This is a genomic window from Bacillus sp. FAU18, assembly GCF_056033885.1.
This window is the reverse complement of record NZ_JBVYHZ010000004.1, coordinates 57,194-76,423: the sequence shown is the minus strand read 5'-3', so window position 1 is coordinate 76,423 and position 19,230 is coordinate 57,194. Positions and strand designations below refer to the sequence as shown.

18 protein-coding genes and 2 tRNA genes are annotated in these 19,230 nt (G+C 43.5%); all 20 read right to left on the bottom strand.

The features are described 5' to 3' along the window. Window positions 1–85: 85 nt before the first annotated feature. Window positions 86–628 (bottom strand): hypoxanthine phosphoribosyltransferase, encoded by a 543-nt coding sequence (hpt, locus tag AC0OMU_RS11410; RefSeq protein ID WP_003226700.1) that lies wholly within the window; start codon window positions 626–628, stop codon window positions 86–88. Further along, a complete protein-coding gene (gene tilS, locus AC0OMU_RS11405; RefSeq protein WP_322840204.1) occupies window positions 625–2,043 on the bottom strand; it encodes a tRNA lysidine(34) synthetase TilS in 1,419 nt (472 codons plus the stop codon). The genes hpt and tilS overlap by 4 nt, the downstream gene beginning before the upstream one ends. Window positions 2,044–2,146: 103 nt before the next feature. Further along, window positions 2,147–3,163, bottom strand: a complete 1,017-nt coding sequence (prkT, locus tag AC0OMU_RS11400) for a serine/threonine protein kinase PrkT (RefSeq protein WP_015482695.1) — start codon at window positions 3,161–3,163, stop codon at window positions 2,147–2,149. Then, window positions 3,129–3,866, bottom strand: coding sequence for a vWA domain-containing protein (locus AC0OMU_RS11395; protein ID WP_003243782.1), 738 nt, complete (start codon window positions 3,864–3,866; stop codon window positions 3,129–3,131). The genes prkT and AC0OMU_RS11395 overlap by 35 nt, the downstream gene beginning before the upstream one ends. A gap of 84 nt (window positions 3,867–3,950) precedes the next feature. Next, entirely contained in the window at window positions 3,951–6,434 is a 2,484-nt protein-coding gene (gene spoIIE, locus AC0OMU_RS11390) for a stage II sporulation protein E (RefSeq protein ID WP_047181970.1), read from the bottom strand. Between the two features lie 199 nt (window positions 6,435–6,633). Then, a tRNA-Glu gene (locus AC0OMU_RS11385) sits at window positions 6,634–6,705 on the bottom strand. Window positions 6,706–6,714: 9 nt separating this feature from the next. After that, window positions 6,715–6,791, bottom strand: a tRNA-Met gene (locus AC0OMU_RS11380). A gap of 168 nt (window positions 6,792–6,959) precedes the next feature. After that, window positions 6,960–7,346 (bottom strand): S1 domain-containing RNA-binding protein, encoded by a 387-nt coding sequence (locus tag AC0OMU_RS11375; protein WP_003218379.1) that lies wholly within the window; start codon window positions 7,344–7,346, stop codon window positions 6,960–6,962. Between the two features lie 80 nt (window positions 7,347–7,426). After that, on the bottom strand, window positions 7,427–7,804 hold the full coding sequence (gene divIC, locus AC0OMU_RS11370; protein WP_003243211.1) for a cell division protein DivIC: 378 nt from the start codon (window positions 7,802–7,804) through the stop codon (window positions 7,427–7,429). A gap of 17 nt (window positions 7,805–7,821) precedes the next feature. Beyond that, window positions 7,822–8,457, bottom strand: a complete 636-nt coding sequence (gene yabQ, locus AC0OMU_RS11365) for a spore cortex biosynthesis protein YabQ (protein ID WP_100506888.1) — start codon at window positions 8,455–8,457, stop codon at window positions 7,822–7,824. Beyond that, window positions 8,454–8,756, bottom strand: coding sequence for a sporulation protein YabP (gene yabP, locus AC0OMU_RS11360; protein ID WP_003226714.1), 303 nt, complete (start codon window positions 8,754–8,756; stop codon window positions 8,454–8,456). Before yabP ends, yabQ begins: the two co-directional genes overlap by 4 nt. A gap of 78 nt (window positions 8,757–8,834) precedes the next feature. Then, window positions 8,835–9,095 carry an RNA-binding S4 domain-containing protein gene (locus tag AC0OMU_RS11355; protein WP_003226716.1) on the bottom strand — a complete coding sequence of 87 codons (261 nt, stop codon included), beginning with the start codon at window positions 9,093–9,095 and terminating at the stop codon, window positions 8,835–8,837. Window positions 9,096–9,097: 2 nt separating this feature from the next. After that, window positions 9,098–10,567, bottom strand: coding sequence for a bifunctional methyltransferase/pyrophosphohydrolase YabN (gene yabN, locus AC0OMU_RS11350; protein ID WP_474241193.1), 1,470 nt, complete (start codon window positions 10,565–10,567; stop codon window positions 9,098–9,100). Beyond that, entirely contained in the window at window positions 10,557–12,155 is a 1,599-nt protein-coding gene (locus tag AC0OMU_RS11345; protein ID WP_474241192.1) for a putative polysaccharide biosynthesis protein, read from the bottom strand. Before AC0OMU_RS11345 ends, yabN begins: the two co-directional genes overlap by 11 nt. Before the next feature lie 181 nt (window positions 12,156–12,336). Next, on the bottom strand, window positions 12,337–12,873 hold the full coding sequence (gene spoVT, locus AC0OMU_RS11340; RefSeq protein ID WP_003218365.1) for a stage V sporulation protein T: 537 nt from the start codon (window positions 12,871–12,873) through the stop codon (window positions 12,337–12,339). Window positions 12,874–13,008: 135 nt separating this feature from the next. Continuing rightward, window positions 13,009–16,542 (bottom strand): transcription-repair coupling factor, encoded by a 3,534-nt coding sequence (gene mfd, locus AC0OMU_RS11335; RefSeq protein WP_014478601.1) that lies wholly within the window; start codon window positions 16,540–16,542, stop codon window positions 13,009–13,011. Between the two features lie 69 nt (window positions 16,543–16,611). After that, on the bottom strand, window positions 16,612–16,842 hold the full coding sequence (gene fin / locus AC0OMU_RS11330; RefSeq protein WP_015482693.1) for an anti-sigma-F factor Fin: 231 nt from the start codon (window positions 16,840–16,842) through the stop codon (window positions 16,612–16,614). A 59-nt stretch (window positions 16,843–16,901) separates the two neighbouring features. After that, complete coding sequence (pth, locus tag AC0OMU_RS11325; RefSeq protein WP_015382565.1) at window positions 16,902–17,468, bottom strand: aminoacyl-tRNA hydrolase; 567 nt, start codon at window positions 17,466–17,468, stop codon at window positions 16,902–16,904. 106 nt (window positions 17,469–17,574) lie between these two features. Continuing rightward, a complete protein-coding gene (locus tag AC0OMU_RS11320) occupies window positions 17,575–18,189 on the bottom strand; it encodes a 50S ribosomal protein L25/general stress protein Ctc (RefSeq protein WP_003243443.1) in 615 nt (204 codons plus the stop codon). Between the two features lie 85 nt (window positions 18,190–18,274). Next, window positions 18,275–19,228: a ribose-phosphate diphosphokinase gene (locus AC0OMU_RS11315; RefSeq protein ID WP_003218353.1), complete on the bottom strand. Its 954-nt coding sequence runs from the start codon at window positions 19,226–19,228 to the stop codon at window positions 18,275–18,277. Window positions 19,229–19,230: the final 2 nt, after the last annotated feature.

Sequence of the window (19,230 nt, the reverse complement as noted above, 5' to 3'; positions counted from 1 at the left end):
CCCACAGTAAGCACAACTATGTTCAATAGTACCATAGAAAATCATTCCAATACAAACAATAACCATCTCGGAAGCAGGCTGCCGATCAGCTTTCATAAACTGCCGGTTTTAACACTCCGATATAAGGCAGATTGCGATAGCGCTCAGCATAATCAAGTCCGTAACCCACTACAAACGCGTCAGGAACTTCAAAACCGACAAAGTCTGCTTTGATGTCCGCTTTTCTTCCGCTCGGTTTATCCAAAAGGGTAACAATCTTAATTGATTTTGCTTTACGGTATCGGAAGAGCTCTACGAGATAACTTAAGGTTAACCCACTGTCGATGATATCTTCAATAATTAAGATGTCCCGGCCCTCTACAGATGTATCCAAATCTTTAATGATTTTTACTTCTCCAGAAGAAACCGTAGAATTTCCGTAGCTTGATACATCCATGAAATCCATTTCCAAATATGTATCAATATGCTTGATAAGATCCGCCATAAAAGGAAGTGCTCCTTTTAACACACCGATTGCCAACGGAAATGTATCTTGATACTCGCTCGTTAATTCTGCACCTAACTCTTTTACTTTCTTTTGTATCTCTTCCTCTGAGATCAGTACTTTCTCGATATCATGTTTCATCATGATTTTGCTTGCCCCCTACACTTTTCATGCTGTCTATATTGTAATACAATGCGGTCGCTGTTTGGAATCACAAGATCTTCAAAAATTGATTTTTTCAAGCCAGGTATCCAGATAATTTCACCGCTTGCGTCCGTCACAATCGGCCAGTTGTCTCTTTCTTGGAGAGGCAGTTTCTTATCAATAAATATATCCTTTACCTTTTTTGAGCCGTTCATCCCTTTTAGTTTGATCCGGTCTCCAGCTTTTCTCGTCCGGATTGTTAAGGGAAACCGCACCTTTTTTTCACTTGTGATAAAAACAGCATTCCCATGTTCTTCAGGCGAGTCCGCATAATGCTTTGCCTCTATCAGATATCCATTGGGGAGCACTGCCGTTTCATCAGCAGCTCCGCTAATTTGGTATTCAAAGGGAACATTTTTGCACTGCCATTGTTCAAATGTAAACAAACATGTCTGATATGATTTGACCACCTTCAGCCCTTTCGGAAAGTCCAATACTCCTGAAGGACTGCCATTTTCCGCCCACTCGAGAAACTGCTGAATGTGATGGGCTGAAAAGGATGATGGAACGTTTTCATAAAGATAGTTTAATATTAGTTGAACTCCTCTTCTTTGTAAAGGCATCGGGAGGGCAAGCAATTGAGAGGAATTGATTTCAACTGATGTATTAGACTGGCTTGTGATTACTTTATTCATTTCATCTTTCGTTAATGACTGTAAGAATTGCTCATCTTCCGTCAGTGCTTCACTCACTTTCTGAAACCTTTTATGCACATCAGGAGATTCCTGCTTCAAAAACGGGAGCACTGTTTTTCTGAATCTGTTTCTTGTGTAGTCATCTTTGGCGTTGCTTTCATCCGTCCGGTAGCTCAAGCCATTTTCACGGCAATAGTGAAGGATCTCTTCTTTTGTAATGGTTAAGAACGGCCTGATGATCCGCCCCGTCCCAAAACGTCTAACCGGCTGCATTCCCGCAAGTCCCGTTCCAAGCGTACCCTTAGCCAGTTTCATAAGCATTGTTTCAACCTGGTCATCACCATGATGCGCAAGCGCCAGATAGTCCGCTTGGTGCTTCGACATGATTTCCTCAAAAAACCGGTAGCGGCAATCGCGTGCTGCAGCCTGCTTATTGAGTCCTTTTTCCTGTGCATATGCGGTTACATTGATTTGAGCCGTTTCGCACACGAGCTGTTCAGCTTTACAATAAGCTTGGACAAAACGCATGTCCTCCTCGGATTCCGCACCTCTGAACCGATGATCAACGTGAGCTGCAATAACATTCGCTGAACGGCCGCATAATGTATGCAACGCGTGAAGAAGAGCCATTGAGTCCGGACCGCCGGAAACGCCTACAATGATTGTCGCCCCTTTTAACGTAAGATTGTGTTTGTTTAAAAAATCTTTGACACTTTTCACAATGTCCTCCTCACAATGAGCAGGTATTTTAAAGATATTCATATCCTAACACTTTCAACCCCTCCAAGCAAAGAAGAAGCATAGGCTCTGCAGTTTGCACCATTCAGATTAAGAAAAAGACAATATAGGCGAAATAAAGCGCTAAAACACTGATCACGATAAGCGTTGTTTCAAATAACCCCCCCGACTTAGCCGGTTTCTGTTTTGGGGTATATCGCGTCTTCGTTATTTTTCCTTGGCGCGGTTTTTGCTGTCTTTGTCGTGTGGCAGGTTGCGGTGATGCTTTTATAGGCTGTTTTCTTTGTGCTGCTTTTTGCCCCGCGTCTAGCATATCCTTCTTCATTTCATCTGCGGATTGATAATCTCCGTTCAAGGCTGAAAAAAGCACTTTTTTATACTTTTGAAGCAGCGGGTTTCCTTCGATGAGAGACCTAAGCTGTTCTTTGGGCTGGTTCGTTTTCTTAAATTCTTTTTTATGCACACTGTTGATCATAATCATGGCAACTGCGAACAGATCATAGGATGGCTCTGCCTTTCTTGTTCCATACCCCCAATAGCCTCTGTCATAAAACTCCGTATACTCTTTTATCGCCCGGCCTTCCTTTGTCGTGCCGCCCACATCAATGCAGCGGATCCTTGCGGGCGGACCAGTTACGATCAGATTATCAGGTTTAAGATCGCCGAATATCCATCCTTGCTGGTGAAGCACCGATAAGCTAGATAACAGCTGAATCATTAATACCGGTATCCACTCTGCTCCTTTATCACTGACATACTTCAAAAGCAGCGGCCCTTTTATGTATTCCATTGCATAAAATGAAACTTTCGTATTGGCACTGGGAATATAGGCATCATCCGTATCAAAAAAAGAAGGCCCCATCGTAACGGACTGGGCCTTTGAGAAAGATTTCAAGACATTCACTTCAGAAGTAATAGACAGGCTGTCATCACTCACCTTTAAGGCAACATGTCCATCTGATGCTTCTGCCAAATACACAATTCCATTGGCCCCTTTACCAAGCTGTTTACGCAATGTATAAGTGTTTCCATTCCACTTGCCTTTGATTGTCGTACCCGGCTTGAGGCTACATGCCAAACTCGTCAAAGCGTCGTTCATCATCTGCCAGCATGCCCCTTCTTGAGCGTATTTTTTCAAACTGCAGTGTCGCTTCACGAATTGCCGGACCTGTCGGCGTGATGCCGCCTGTCGAAAGCTTTGCAAAGAGTGTGGAAAGAGATTGCAGCTTCGGTGTCCAGTTCAGCACAAGCTCGACCTCTTGTTTTTTCCCGGGAAATATACACATCGCAAATTCGTTATTCCCGATTCGGGAATTGAGGCTTACAGACAAATCAATCAGCGCCTCTTTTACTGTTGGAAGCTTTGGCGCCATACTTGCACTTGTATCAACAAGAACCAAAACCTGAAGATGCACCGTTTCTCCAAGCTCGTCGACCACTTCCATGACTTCGCCGCGTTTTTCCGGAGAAAGCTCTTCCATTTCCACATTCTTTCCGAGAATCTGTTTCAGTTCTTGATTGACTACACCTTGTAAGGTTTGCGTCATCGCTTTTTTTGTTACCATTTGAACAGTTTGTGAAAGCTGAGATGCATAAACGACTTGGTGCACGCCTCCTCCGGCAAGCGCAATCCCTTCGACTTCCTTCATTGCCTCAGGGTCAATTTGATTTTCTTCCATTATACCAATGACATTTACCGTAATCCCCTGCTCTTTAGCAAAAGCAGCCATCGCAAGCGGGTCTTCCCCATGGTTTGAGCAGCCATCCGTTATCAGCAAAATTTGATTTAAATGTCCGTTGTTCACATTCATTCCTCCTGGAGAATACGAGGATTCTCAGATTCATATATTCCCATCTTCGCCAGAAGAAATTTGATTTATACGGAAGCGTTATGAAATTTCTTGTTTGTTTTGAAAGATTGCCGGAACAGGAATGGATGCCCACTTCGGTGTATTGTGATCAATCCGGACGACAACAACAGTCATATCGTCCTCAATTTGACCGGATCTTGTGCGGATGACTTCTTCCATAAGCAAATCGGCAATCTCCTGCGGGTCATTTGTTTTCAACCCTTTCATTTTACGCTTCATCCATAAGTCGTGATTTTCCACATGCTTAGGCCCCTCAAAAATGCCATCACTCATCATAATTAAGAGGTCACCCGCTTTCAGCTGTTCACTCACAACCTCCACATCGAATTCATTAATAATACCGATTGGCAGATTGCTCGCTTGAACTTTCATGACCTGGTCACCCCGTTTGATAAAGCTAGGCGTCGATCCAACCTTCAAAAATTTACAGCTAGCATCTTGAAGATCGATAATAGACAGGTCAAGCGTGGAATATATTTCATCAGTTGTCCTTAGAGACAGTATGCTGTTGATCGTTTTAATTGCTATTTTTTCATCAATTCCCGATTCAAGGATTTTTTCAAGAAGCTTGATCGTTTCATTGCTTTCAAAATGCGCTCTTGCGCCATTGCCCATTCCGTCACTGATTGCTGCAGCATATTTTCTGGCTCCAAGCTCCATCATGCTGTAGCTGTCGCCGGAGACAAGGCCGCCGCCCTTCGCAGCGTGAGCAGCTCCCGTGGACACCCTGTATGATTTTGTTGAACCAAAGGCGACATGGCTGTATCCATTCGGATGCGGAGAGTGCTGTTCGGCTTTCACAAGAATTTGTTCTTCCAGAATGTCAGACAGCATAGGGGCAATGATTTTTTCACTTTCTCCATGTCCGCTGAACGGAATGGTCATTTCAATATCGATATTTCCTTGTTCAAGGCTATAGATCTCGACATGCTGAATCTCAATTCCGAAATGTTGGAGTGCCTCTATGATTTGCTCTTCCTGCAGAAAGTGCTGTTCTCGCTCTCTTTTTATTTCCCGAGAAAAGTCGGCCATGACTTCAGAAACGCCTAAAAGCTGTTCAGCAACAAGACGCCTGCTGTCTTGGACTTTTTTCTTGAGTGTCAAATGGGCATGATGATGTGCGAGCTCATCCTCAATCAGCTCTTCAACCTGCTTTGATTTAGAACAATGCTGTTGAAACTCTTTTTTCAGCCTTCGGTTTGATGCATATTCTTTTTCCTCTGTTTCAAGCATAACTTGTTTCATTAAGTCATATGTTTTATCAAAGTTCTGTACCCAGCACCTGTTTTTCTTGTAGCACGTCTGACAGGAATGCTCCGTGATTTTGCTTAAGAACAGATCAACTTCGCTGTCATCTGTCTGTTCGTCTGATGCTTGGTAAAAGGTTGCAAAGCTTTCAGACAGCGCGTGAAATACATTGGAGAACTGGTCTACCTTCTGAGCAGTGACATCTCGGATTTTTCTAGCGTATTGCTGTTGCTCTTGAAGATGCTCGACAGTTCCCGGAATATATCTCGCAACTTTCCTTGTAATAGATTGAGGTGTGAGCAAAAACAGGCCGACTGCGATTAATGACTCATAGAGCGTTGTCATCAGACCGGCAGAGCCTTCACCATATAAAGATATAAGAAGTGATCCAACGATCAGACCGATTGCTGCACCCGCTTTTTTTCCTTCCTTCAGCAAACCGCCTAATAAACCGGAAAAAGCAAGCAGACTCATCTGATAGAGGTTTCCGATATTCGCCAAGCCAAGAATCAGGCCGGTCACAACACCAACCGTACAGCCAATGCTTGCTCCGCCAATAAAGGAAAAACTCAATACAACATAACGAGCCAATATATGTTCTGCCTGCATTCCTTGGTAGGACAAGCCGGCCAGCCCCGTTAAAACAGAAGCAATAAGAATCATAAAGCAGATAATTTCCTCTATTTTTAATGATTGTTTCACTTTTTTCACAGTAAAAATCGGAAGGCTCTGAAGAAAAATCAGTGTTAAGATAAACGAAAGTCCAGCCTCAACGATAGCCATTACATAATCATAGGTTGTAAATACGCCATTTTGGGCATAAACAAACCCGGCTCTTGCTGCAGCCATGGAGAAGAACACGACAATCGGGAGTGCTTTTACACGATCGTCGGTAATGAAGGCAGCCACTTTAGAAAATACAAAGAATGCCAGCAATGCCGCCAGTATGAGCAATGAGTGCTTTGGAGATATGGTCAGCGCACCTGCAAGCACAGCCAAAACCGCATAAAACGCTTTGTCTCTTCTGATGAGAAGCATCGCTCCAAAGAAAGGAAGTGCGAAAGGAAGCACTTCGGATAATATGAAAGCACGTCCAAGCAAAAATCCGATGACAACATAAATGAATCCTTTATAGAAAAACAGTGAATGCAAATGATGAGTCACCAGCTTCGTGCCCCTGTTAAAAAACGATTGGAGTTTTTCCAAAGCTTGTCCCGCCATTGGCCCGTTCACTCTTCTTTCTGCTTTTTCCATTCCTCTCATCTCCCACCTGTTATATTCGTTGCCTGTCATTATAGCGAAAGCACAGATAGGATTTTGTCAAAAGAAGGTAACAATACCAAAGAAATCTTCGACGGTTTCTGCCTTGATATTCGTTTATGAAAAGAATTTCCGGAATGTTGTCTAAAAATGAAAAAAATCGGCTTCTGCAAGAGAAACCGATTTTTTAGGATGACCCGTACGGGATTCGAACCCGTGTTACCGCCGTGAAAGGGCGGTGTCTTAACCGCTTGACCAACGGGCCAAACAAATATGGTAGCGGCGGAGGGGATCGAACCCCCGACCTCACGGGTATGAACCGTACGCTCTAGCCAGCTGAGCTACACCGCCATATTGTTTTGTGCTTCTAAGCACAAGTTATATAATACAAAGGTTTGTCTCTTTCGTCAACAGAAACTTTAATGTTGTAATTTTCTGACTCTTAAAGAGGGTGAGGATAATAAAAAAGCATCCGTCGGGATGAACGGATGCTTCATTTATTTTATAGAAAGCAGCAAGTTATCCTCTTCTTGCTCCGCGCCCTCCACGTTTTGATTCCGTATTGCGTTTTAAAGATGACAAGCGATCTTCGCTGTCTTTTAAAAACTTATTCATTTTCTGTTCAAAAGATTCTTTCGGACGGAAATCATTTCTAGGTCTGGCTTGCGGACGGTCTTTAGCTTTTTTAATAGATAAACCAATTTTCCCGTCTTTTTCAACGTTGATGACTTTCACTTCAACTTGGTCGCCGACTTTTAAGTGGTCGTTAATGTCTTTGACATAATTATCAGCTACCTCACTAATGTGAACGAGACCGGTTGAGCCTCCAGGCAATTCAACAAATGCTCCAAAATTTGTAATACCTGTAATTTTCCCTTGCAACTTGCTGCCAACTTCAATCGACATAAAAAAAGTGCTCCTCCTTAGGCTTATAAAAAGATCGTTTGCTTAATTATACCTAAATAAAAATTTAAGTGTCAACAAGGCTACTTGCTCTTCTTCTCCACATTGAAGATAATTTCTCCGTCTCCAGACATGAATAAGTCCCTTCTGGCAAGCTCTGTGACGTAATCCTCATCCTTCAATTTGGATATTTCTTCTTTTAAATCTGTTTGTTTTGTCTTTAAACTTTTCAGTTCTTTTTCAAGCTGTTCTTTCTTTTCTTCTTTTGCACTAAGGGAAGATGTTTGGGACCATACAGAGCTTGCCAGCACAATTGCCGTCAGGAATACTAGGGCGCCGAATACAGTTAACCGTCTGTACAGCCCTTTGCGTCTTCGTTTCTTCAGCTGATTTTGCCGTTCTACTTGTTCTTTATAGTCGTTTTGTATTTCAGTTATCGTTCGTTCCCTGGAAAAATTCAAACCAGACGGTCCTCCTTTCATTTCTTCAAAAACCGTGTAATGGTCGTTCTTATGGTTATCAATAGTTTCTTCTTCTTTTTGAGAAATCCTGCACCTTTTTCAAAATAACGTCTAAAAGTTAGACGCATTTTCACAGGAAGAAGTTTCAAACATTGTTTCGCGATAAAACGGATCGGAAAACACAGAACCATGACTATTTTATATAGACACAGCAGGAGAAAACCTATCAGGCTGTATGTTTTCTTGAATAAAAATGCCGCCATCCAGATGATCGCTCCGCATGTCCACACAATAGGACGAAATAACACGTGCTGAATGAGTTTTTTGAAGAATTGATAAACAGAAACAACAAGGTAAATGATGAATTTCAGTATTTTTATATAGATTCGTTTGCAAAGGCTCTGATACGTCGCAACGCCCAGCAGAACCGCTAAAAAGATGTAAATCCTGAATTCTCCCTCATTTACATGAAGCAAGACATAAAAGAAAAGCAGCCCTTGCACAATCCAGAAAAGAATATCATGAATAAATAATAGCCATCTGGCTGTTTTGGCACGAATGACAAAGAGCCGGTATGTATCAAGCGAAGCACCAAGCCAGAGACCCATACCGGACATCGCCAGCATTGTATAGAATTGTGTCGTCAGCGTCATTTAAACAACTTGCTAAAAAACCCTTTAGCTTTATCCCCTTGTTGTTCGTCTAAGTACACTAAATCAAATACCCTGCCTTTAATCGAAACAATCCCTTTTTCCACATCAAGATTTTTCATCTGCAGGTTTTGGCCTCTGACGGAGAGCATTCCCATCACCGTTTCCAGCAGGAATTCTTCGTTATCAAAACTCTCCACATGCTTAACCCCAGAAATATCTAAATGCTTCCGGCCTTTCATTGTCACATCATGCTGTTCCGGAACAGACGAAGAACCTTTTTGATCATAATATGAATTCATCTATTCAGCCCCCATATCCTCGATACTTTTAGCATTATTACTGCATTGTATGAGGTGGGGGATTTTTTTAGAACAAGCCTATTCGCCGAGTTTTTCTTCTTTTAGAATCGTGTACATGTTTGCAGCTTCTTCTTTTTTCGTCGTGTCTTTCAATTCATTAACTTGAACCGTTACAAGCTTTTGGCCGAAGCGGACCGTTAGTTCATCTCCCGGTTTTACGTCAGAGCTTGCTTTAGCTTGGTTTCCGTTAATAGAGATTCGTCCTTGGTCAGCTACTTCCTTCGCTAGTGTACGCCGTTTGATCAGCCGTGATACTTTCAAAAATTTATCTAATCTCATATCTATGATCTCCTCTCAGTTTCTTTTGCTTCATTCCACAGTTTGTCCATGTCCTCGAGGGACATATCAGCCAGCTCGACTCCCTTTTCCTTCGCTGTTTCCTCAATGTACGAGAACCGTCTCCGGAATTTGTCATTAGTCATGGCCAGCGCTTCCTCTGGCTCTATTTTGTAAAAGCGGGCTACATTCACCAGCGCGAACAAAATGTCGCCAAACTCGGCTTTAAGATTGTGTTCGTGAGGAGCTTCAGAAACCTCAGAAGAAAATTCTTTCATTTCCTCACTTACCTTTTCCCAAATATCGCTGATGTCTTCCCAGTCAAAACCGACCTTCGCTGCTTTTTTCTGCAATTTAGCAGCTTTCGAAAGAGCTGGAAGGGTTTTCGGCACACTGTCTAGTAACGATGATTCAGATGTATTTTTTTCGGCCTTTTTTATATCTTCCCAATTGGCCAAAACATCGTTTTCATCCTGAACCTTAACATCTTTAAACACATGGGGATGTCTTCGGACCATTTTTTCACTGATTCCTTTTATGACATCATCAATTGTGAAATAACCTTCATCTTCACCAATTTGCGCGTGAAGCAAGACCTGAAGCAAAACGTCGCCAAGCTCTTCGATCATATGGTCTGTGTCTTCTTCGTCAATAGCTTCGAGAAGCTCATAACATTCTTCAATCATGTACTGCTTTAATGACTGATGCGTCTGCTTTTTATCCCACGGACATCCATTAGGTCCGCGAAGCTCTCTGATGATGCTTCGGAACGTGGAGAATTCGTGATAAAGCAGCTTCTCTTCTTTAATCGGCGGAATATACACACTTGTTAAGTTGTTCAAGGCGACATTGCGGTCCAGCTCAAATAATGGCACTGTCCTGATCTCCTCGCCACGGCTGCCTGCTGCAGTCACAATGACGACCTCATAATCATCAGGCAGCTTCTCCATCAATGTCAGCTTGACTTCAGAAGCCGTCATTTGGTCGTAAACCTGACATATGATCAGATGATGTCTGAGCTCAAGCTCATCCGCGGACAATGTGCCGGCATCCACAAATTGAAAACCTTCAATGGGGTCAATTTGCAAGGCATTGAATGTGGCATCAAGGAAACTTTGTCCCCCCGCGACTTTCACTTGAACGTTTTCCTTTTCCTGCCGCTCCGTCAGCAGCTGAACTGTTTTTTCTGCGACAAAAGGGTGTCCCGGCACAGCATAAACCACGTCCTCACGCCGCGCCGCTTCAAAGAGGATATCAGCAATTTCTTCATATACCGCCTCGAACTGATCATGTTTCTCATATATATCATCAAAGAAACGGATGTTCTTCGTTTCTTTTTCAAGCTCCTCAATTAAAGGATGATCCTTGGTTCTGACATACAGCGTATCTGCCTTCGTCAGCAGCTTGTGTATACCAATTGTCAATTGGTCCATGTCTCCGGCACCAAGTCCGACGACAGTAATTTTACCCGCCATTTTGTTCTCTCCTTCTCATGAATTTGCTTAACTTGCTGCCGAATGGCACACTGTTCAGCTCTTCATCTGTAAATATTCCCAATCTCATCATACAATAAATAAACACCGCGCCACCAATGACAACAGCAGAAAGACTCTCAATCACAGCCGCTCCTCTTCCTGTTGCAGGAAACAAGAAAGTCCATAGACGCGTATACGCAAGCAAAACAGCTGACATCAAAAGAGCAGATCCAATAATCGGAATCAAAACGCCTCTAAGCTTATCGAGCCATTCCTTTTGCCGAAGCTGATACAAGTTAAGGCCGGCGACAGCCGCAAAGGAAGCCGCCGTCGCAAGCGATGCGCCTTCAATCCCATAGCGCGGAACCAAAAGTGTGTTTAACACCCATTTCACTGCAACACCCGCTCCCACCGCTATCGCAGGAAAAACTGTGTACCCCGCTCCCTGTAAGACTGCCGCTGCCGTTACCGCCAAGGATGCAAACAAAATGGAGCAGCTAAATACTTGTAACGCACCTGTCCCTTCTCCATTTTGAAACAGCATGATATTCACCGGCTTTAGAATGCAAATCAACCCAGCCGCTGCGCTCGTACCGAGCACAAGGCATAGTTTCAGAGATGACGTGATTTTTTCTTTCATGATCTTCAGCTCATTGTTTTTTACGGCCATAGAAATATACGGGACGAGTGACGTCGCAATGCTCACCGCGAAAATTGAACCGAGCTGCAGCAAGGGTTGTCCCCTATCATAGATCCCCTTTAGGCGTTTTGCTTCTTCGCTTGCCTCACCGCCCGAAAGCAATGCATATAAATTCAAAGCATCAACAAGCTGGATAAACAAAAGCAGCAAACTGCTTACACAAATTGTAACCGAATATAAAAGCAGTTTTTTCGTCAATTCTTTTGTTGTGATGACATTTTCGTTTTGCCTATCCGTTTGGTTGTCTCTTTTCGTTTTAAACCAAAAAAACCCCAGTATCATCAATGCAACCAAACTTCCGGCAAGAGAGCCTGAAGCGGCTGCCGCTCCCGCAGTATAAAGCGAGGCTCCCTTTTTCACGAGCCAAAATGATAAACCCAAGAGCACCGCAACACGCAGAAACTGCTCTGTCATCTGTGATAAGGCTGAAGGGAGCATTTCGTGCCGCCCCTGAAAACCGCCTCTAAGCAACGCGACAAATGGGAACAGCAAAAACGCGTACGCGGTCACTTGAATTAACACGGCTAGATGCGAATCTCCCATAAAGAGTGCAATAGGAACAGCACCCAAATATAAACAAAGAAATAATAAAATACCGATTAAAGACAAAAATAACGCTGATATTTTTAATATGGTGTGATGATTTTTTTCACTATAATCATTCATCAGCTTTGAAATAATGACTGGAAATCCTGATGTGGACAGCATGACCGCAATACCAAGAAAGGGATATACCTGCTGATATATATAAAATCCAACATCGCCGACAATGTTTTGAAACGGGACTCTGTAAACGGCACTTAAAATTTTTGTGATGACGCCTGCCAGAATTAAAACAAAAGCCCCCTGCCAAATCCAATGCCGTTTAACGCCTATTGAATTGTCCATCCAAAAGCTCCTTCCCAACGTCAGGGGCAATACGGTTCACGTATTACCGCGGCACAAATAAAAACGAGGTTATTATACCACATCCCAACCCTTGGATTCCTTTTTCGGCACGCATGAAAAAGAACAGCGTCCCAAGGAGAGCTGTTCTTTACATACCTATTTTCGAAGAAAGGAATAAGACCTACTGTTCCATTTGACGAGCCAAAAATCCAGCTGCTGTTTCAACGGCCTTATGCTCTACTTCGCCCATTGTCTGATCTTTTGAAAAGATCACCACAGCACCTATCGGATCACCGTTCGCCACAATTGGGCCGACAGTATAAGAATTCATGTCCTCATCAATTCCATTCACAAGCTGTACTGATTTCGCATCACTCTCAAGCACGGAGCTGCGCTGATCCATTGTTCTTTCCAGCATCTCGCTGATTGACTTGTTTAAGTAATCTTTTTTGGAGCTGCCGGACACGGCAATATATACATCACGATCACAAATCAGCACTGAATGGCCGAGGCTGTCGTAAAGCGCGTCTGCATACTCCTTTGCAAAGTCTCCAAGCTCACTGATCGGAGAGTACTTTTTCAAAATCACTTCTCCGTCACGATCTACAAAAATCTCAAGCGGATCGCCTTCCCTGATTCTCAGAGTTCTTCGAATTTCTTTAGGAATCACGACCCGACCTAAGTCATCAATACGACGTACGATACCGGTTGCTTTCATCTCTGGTGCCTCTCTTTCATTTGATGGTATATACATGTGGGAAAGACCTAAAGCAGTTACTTTATGTACCTTCCGCCTCGCTTGAAATTAGTATCCGTCACATCAAATGTAATATACACCAGAGAGTAACAAAATTTACGTTGATGAAATGGTTTGCTTTTTCACATCTTTTAAGCCCTTCAGCATGCCCAGCACGGTGTCGAGCCATTCATCAGCACTACGGCCTTTCGTCTGTATGGAGATTTTGAGTTTTTTCCCTTCCATTCCCAGTCCGATTTGTCTGCCATATTGATTGCCAAGCTCAAACAGCTTCTGTCCGTCAATTTCAGCACTTGCTTCTTCAGAAATCGTCAATCTGACAGCATCTTTATCCTGCTTAATCAGCTCGACACGTTCCTGTCTCGCATAGACCTTCATTTCTGCAACAGTAAACAAGTATTCGACTTCTTTTGGATAGTTTCCAAAGCGGTCGATCATTTCATCTTGAAGCTCATTCTTCTCTTCGATTGTCGCCACAGACCTGAAGCGTTTATACATATCAATTTTCTGTTTGCCGTCTTGAATATAAGTTTCCGGAATATACGCATCAAGCTCGACATCAATTTCTGTTTCAAACTGCTCTGTCTTCGCTGTGTCTCCTTTACGCTCCTCAATGGCCTCCTTCAGCATTTGTGAATAGAGGTCAAACCCGACTGAATCGATGAAGCCATGCTGCTGGGCACCAAGAAGATTTCCGGCTCCGCGAATCGTTAAGTCACGCATTGCGATTTTAAAACCGGAACCTAGCTCTGTGAATTCTTTAATAGCCTGCAGCCTTTTTTCAGCCACTTCTGTCAGCACTTTATCACGGCGATACGTGAAGTACGCATACGCCACACGGTTAGAACGGCCGACACGCCCCCGCAGCTGGTAAAGCTGAGAAAGTCCCATCTTGTCGGCGTCAAATACGATCAGCGTATTGACGTTCGGGATGTCCACGCCAGTTTCGATAATGGTTGTGCTGACGAGAACGTCTGATTCTCCTTCAAGAAAACTTAGCATAACGGTTTCTAATTCATTTTCTGTCATTTTCCCATGCGCATATGCTACCTTCGCGTCAGGGACTAGCATTGAAATTTCATCCGCTTTCCGCTCAATGTCCTCTACCCGGTTGTACAAGAAATAGACCTGGCCTCCGCGTGCAAGCTCACGTTCAATCGCCTCTCTGACAAGAGCGCCGTTGTATTCCACAACATACGTCTGTACGGGGAAGCGATTTTCCGGCGGAGTCTCGATGACTGAAAGGTCCCTTACGCCAAGCATCGACATATGCAGCGTACGCGGAATCGGCGTTGCTGTTAACGTTAATACATCAACATTGGCTTTTATTTGCTTGATTTTTTCTTTATGGGTTACACCGAAACGCTGTTCTTCATCAATGATGAGGAGCCCTAAGTCTTTATACACGACATCCTTTGATAGCAGCCGGTGCGTCCCGATGACGATATCAACCGTTCCGTTTTTCAGCCCTTTGATTGTTTCGTTTGCTTCTTTTCTCGTTCTGAACCTGCTGAGAAGGCCGATATTAATCGGATAGTCCTGGAAGCGCTCTTTTATGGTTTCATAGTGCTGCTGTGCCAAAATTGTTGTCGGAACGAGCAGAGCTACCTGCTTTCCGTCACCGATCGCCTTAAATGCGGCACGTATGGCAACCTCTGTTTTACCGTAGCCCACATCTCCGCACAGCAAGCGGTCCATCGGACGTTCTCTTTCCATGTCTTTTTTGATTTCGTGAATAGAACGGAGCTGATCCTCAGTCTCTTGATAAGGGAAAGCCGATTCGAATTCACGCTGCATCTCATGGTCAGGAGAAAACGCATAGCCCTTGCTCGCTTCTCTTTCGGCATACAGCTTAATTAAGTCATCAGCAATATCCTGAACGGATGTCTCTACTTTTTTCTTGACCCGCTTCCATTCACTTCCGCCTAATTTATACAGCTTTGGCTCTTTTCCTTCGGAGCCGACATATTTTTGGACCTGATCAATTTGTTCTACAGGGACGTAAAGCTTGTCACTTCCCTGATAATGTATATTTAAATAGTCTTTATGAATGCCGTTGATTTCAAGAGTCTCAATCCCCAGGTATTTTCCGATCCCGTGATTAATATGAACGACATAATCTCCAATTTGAAGCTCAGAATAGCTTTTGATGCGCTCTGCATTGGTAAGCTTCTGTTTTCGCGGCTTCTTCTTTACACGGTTTTTGAACAGTTCTTCTTCCGTGATAACGGCAAGCTTCATTAACGGCAGCTCAAATCCCGATTGGAGCTCGCCTTCCATGATATAGACCTGTCCCTGAACAAGCGCTTTTTTGCTGTCTGTCACGGCGGCCTCGATATCATAATCAGCCAAAACAGATGACAATTTCTGTGTACGTTCCTTGTTTGCTCCTAAGAACACAACAGTGAAATTTGATTTTTTAAAACGCTCCATTTCGCCCGCAAGCACGTTCATTTGGCCATGGAAACTCTGCATTTGCCGGCCTGACACATTGACGATATTTTGCGGGCTCGTATGGTGTACATGCCGCAAAAATAAAGAGTAGTACAGCAGAGGCCGTTTTTGCTCAGCCACTATTTTTTGGAAGCTGAATGACAAACGAATGTCATGCAAAATCTTCCCTTCCTCAAGAAGATTTGTGATAAACTCCGCTTCTTCTTTTTGAAGCTGTTCTTCCATCTCATGAATCCGACTGACTTCATCCAAAATCAGAAGTGTATTATCAGGTGTATAATCTAGTAAACTAGCAGGCTTTTCATAGAAATATGAGAGATACTTCACGAGCTCCTGATCTGTCTGGCCTTCAGACAAGCGTTCTTTATCGTGAGAAATATTCGCATGAAGTATTTCTTTTTGTTTGTCAGCCTTTAATTTTTTCAGGCTCGCGGCAAGACCACTATCGATTTTCTCCATCGCCCGCGCTTTTTCTTCCGGTCTGATAATTAATTCCTTCGCGGGACCGATATTGATCGAGGTAAGGGTCTCAATTGACCGCTGATCATCTGAATTAAAGCTGCGGATTGAATCCACCTCGGTGTCAAAAAGTTCAATTCTCACCGGATTCTCTGAAGTCAACGGATAAATGTCAATGATTCCACCGCGAATACTGAATTCCCCGGGCGCAGAAACCATATCAGACCGCTCATACCCTACCTCTACCAGCCGTGAGGCAAGCTGGTCAGGTTCGATATCATGGCCTACTTGAATGAGCATCTGGCTGCTTTTCCACACCTCTACAGGCGGCAGCATTCTTCTGATTGCAGCTACCGGAGCAACGACAATTGGCGCTTCTCCATTCGTTAGTCTATTAATGACATCTAATCGCTGTGCCCGCAATTCAGGGCTTGCAACTGCGATTTCTGATGAAATGAGTTCATTGACGGGATACAAAAGGACAGACCGATCCTCTAGAAGTGAAGTCAGATCATCTGTTACTTTCTGGGCTTGATATAAGTTATGGGTGATTAGAAAGATAGGCTTATTCGTTTCATTAGCCAGAGCAGAAGTAAAAACAGAACGCGCGGAACCCGACAGACCCGCGAGCAGCTGTTCCTTCAGGCCCTCGTGTAAACCGTTGATGATGGATTTAAAGTCATCGCTTTCTTTTATAAAGGTTTGAATGTTGTCCATATGGCCCCTCCTCTCTGTTTCCTGTGAGAACAGAAAAACGCTTTGGTCTAGTGTCTACACCAAAGCTTTTTATTGAATAAATGTGTGATTTTCGTGGTAATGCGGATTTCGGTCAAGCGCCTCTTGGCAGTCTTCACATATCGTCAAAACATGGACATCTCCATTTTCTTTATAAGAAATCATATCGTTTCTTTCCTCATTTGTTAAGTGCTGAAATCCAAGTGAGTCTGTCGATACCATTGAAGATTCGAGACTGCCTACTTTCACTCCGCAATGACGACAATAATAATGCAAAGCCATACAAGGGACCTCCTGATGAAAAAGTCATTTTGGTGTAGTATGGACTTTGTTGTTACATTTTATACCTTTGCGTTAAATTCGTTCATGACTTCTAAAAACGGTTTACTCAAAGAAGCCTCACAAGCCTTCACTGATTTATCAACCGCTCCTTCGATCTCAGGTGCCTCCTCCTTGGTAAAGGAGCCTAACACATAATCAACGACCTTCATGCCGTTTACAGGCCGGCCGATTCCGATGCGGATACGGTCAAACTCGGATGTACCAAGATGCTGGATCAGTGATTTGATGCCATTGTGCCCTCCGGCGCTTCCTTTCGTTCTTAAACGGATCTTGCCAGTCGGAAGGTCAAGGTCGTCGTAAATGACTGTCAAATCTTCGTTATCGACATCATAGTAGTCCATTAAAGGCCGCAAACATTCTCCTGATAAATTCATATATGTAAGCGGTTTTACAAGTAGAACCTTTTTGCCGGAAACAAATCCGGTTCCGTATAATCCGTTAAATTTATTTTGATTCAGCTCTATATTCCATTCCTTTGCAAGCTGATCTATCACCATAAATCCGACATTATGCCGTGTATTTTCATAGTTCTTCCCCGGGTTTCCGAGACCGGCAATCACAAGCATGGCGAATCCTCCCTTAGTCACATAACTCCCGTCTTCATAAACGGGCTATAATTCTTCTCATTCTAGCACAAAAGACGTAACCGCGGGAGGGTTACGCCTTAAGCTATTATTGTTCGTTTTCACCTTCTGGCTGAGCATCGGCAGATTCCTCTTCATCGACCTCAGCTGCTTCCTGCTGCTGCGGAGGAAGGATTGAAGCCACAACCTCATCTGATTCATGATTAAAGGAGTAGTCACCGCCAGCAGGCAAATCCGCAATCGTCAGTACTTCATTTACATCGAGGCTTGAAATATCAGCCTCAATCGTTTGCGGAATGGCTTTTGGCTTGGCCTTTACAGTAAGTGCATATAACGGCTGCTGCAGTACGCCTCCGTTTTTCACTCCAATGGCTTCTCCGGTCAGATGAATCGGAACTTCCACTTCAATGTCCTCACTCATATTAACTACTTGAAAATCAGCATGAGTGATTTCATTTTTCAGCGGATCCGTCTGCAGGTCTGTTACCATGACTGAGTGTTTTTCTCCGCTGACCTCAAGCGTAATGACTGCATTTTTGCCTTCGTCCCTCAGCGTTTTGATGAGCTCCACACTGTCTAATGACACAGGTTTGTTGCCCGTATCCTTCCCATATATGATACCTGGAACATGTCCTGAAGTACGGATATTCCGAAGAGACGAACGAGTAAAGTCCGTTCTTTCTTTTGCCGTTAAAGTTGCCATATTCAGCACCATCCTATTGTCGTTTTAGTTGTCCTATTACAAACAATACCCAAAACGATAAAGGTTTAAACCTTTCAAAATCGGTTTAGCTGAAAAGGTAGCTGACAGATTGCTGCTCATGAACGCGAATAATCGCTTCGGCCAGAAGCGGTCCGACTGAAAGCTGCTTAAAGCGTTCAATTTTCTTTTCTTCAGGAAGCTTGATGCTGTTTGTCACAACAAGCTCTTTAATTGTTGAATTATTAATCCGTTCAACCGCAGGGCCTGATAGTACAGGGTGTGTACAGCATGCATATACTTCTTTCGCTCCGTTTTCAACGAGCGCATTAGCAGCAAGTGTAATCGTACCTGCAGTATCAATAATGTCATCGATGAGGATAGCAGTCTTCCCTTCAATGTTACCTACAATATTCATGACTTCCGCCACGTTTGGACGCGGACGGCGTTTATCGATAATCGCAATCGGCGCTTTTAGTCGGTCAGCCAGTTTGCGGGCACGTGTCACACCGCCATGGTCTGGTGAAACAATGACGATATCTTCAAGATTTTTGCCTTCAAAATATTCTCCTAAAATCGGAACACCCATTAAGTGGTCAATCGGTATATCAAAGAATCCTTGAATTTGCGGCGCATGCAGGTCAAGTGCAATCACACGAGTCGCACCGGCTGTTTCAAGCAGGTTAGCGAAAAGTTTAGCTGTGATTGGCTCACGGGATCTTGCTTTTCTGTCTTGACGCGCATAACCGTAATAAGGAATAACAATGTTAATCGTTTTTGCAGAAGCGCGTTTTAACGCATCTACCATAATCAGCAGTTCCATAATATGCTCGTTAACGGGGTCACTTGTAGACTGGATGATGTAACAATCACATCCGCGAATACTTTCTTCGATATTAATTTGGACTTCCCCGTCACTAAATCTTGTGACAGAACATTTCCCTAATTGAACTCCAACTATATCTGCGATTTCTTTTGCAAGCTCTGGATTCGAATTCAAAGAAAAAATCTTTAAATTCTTATCTCCGTATTGATTAGACATGG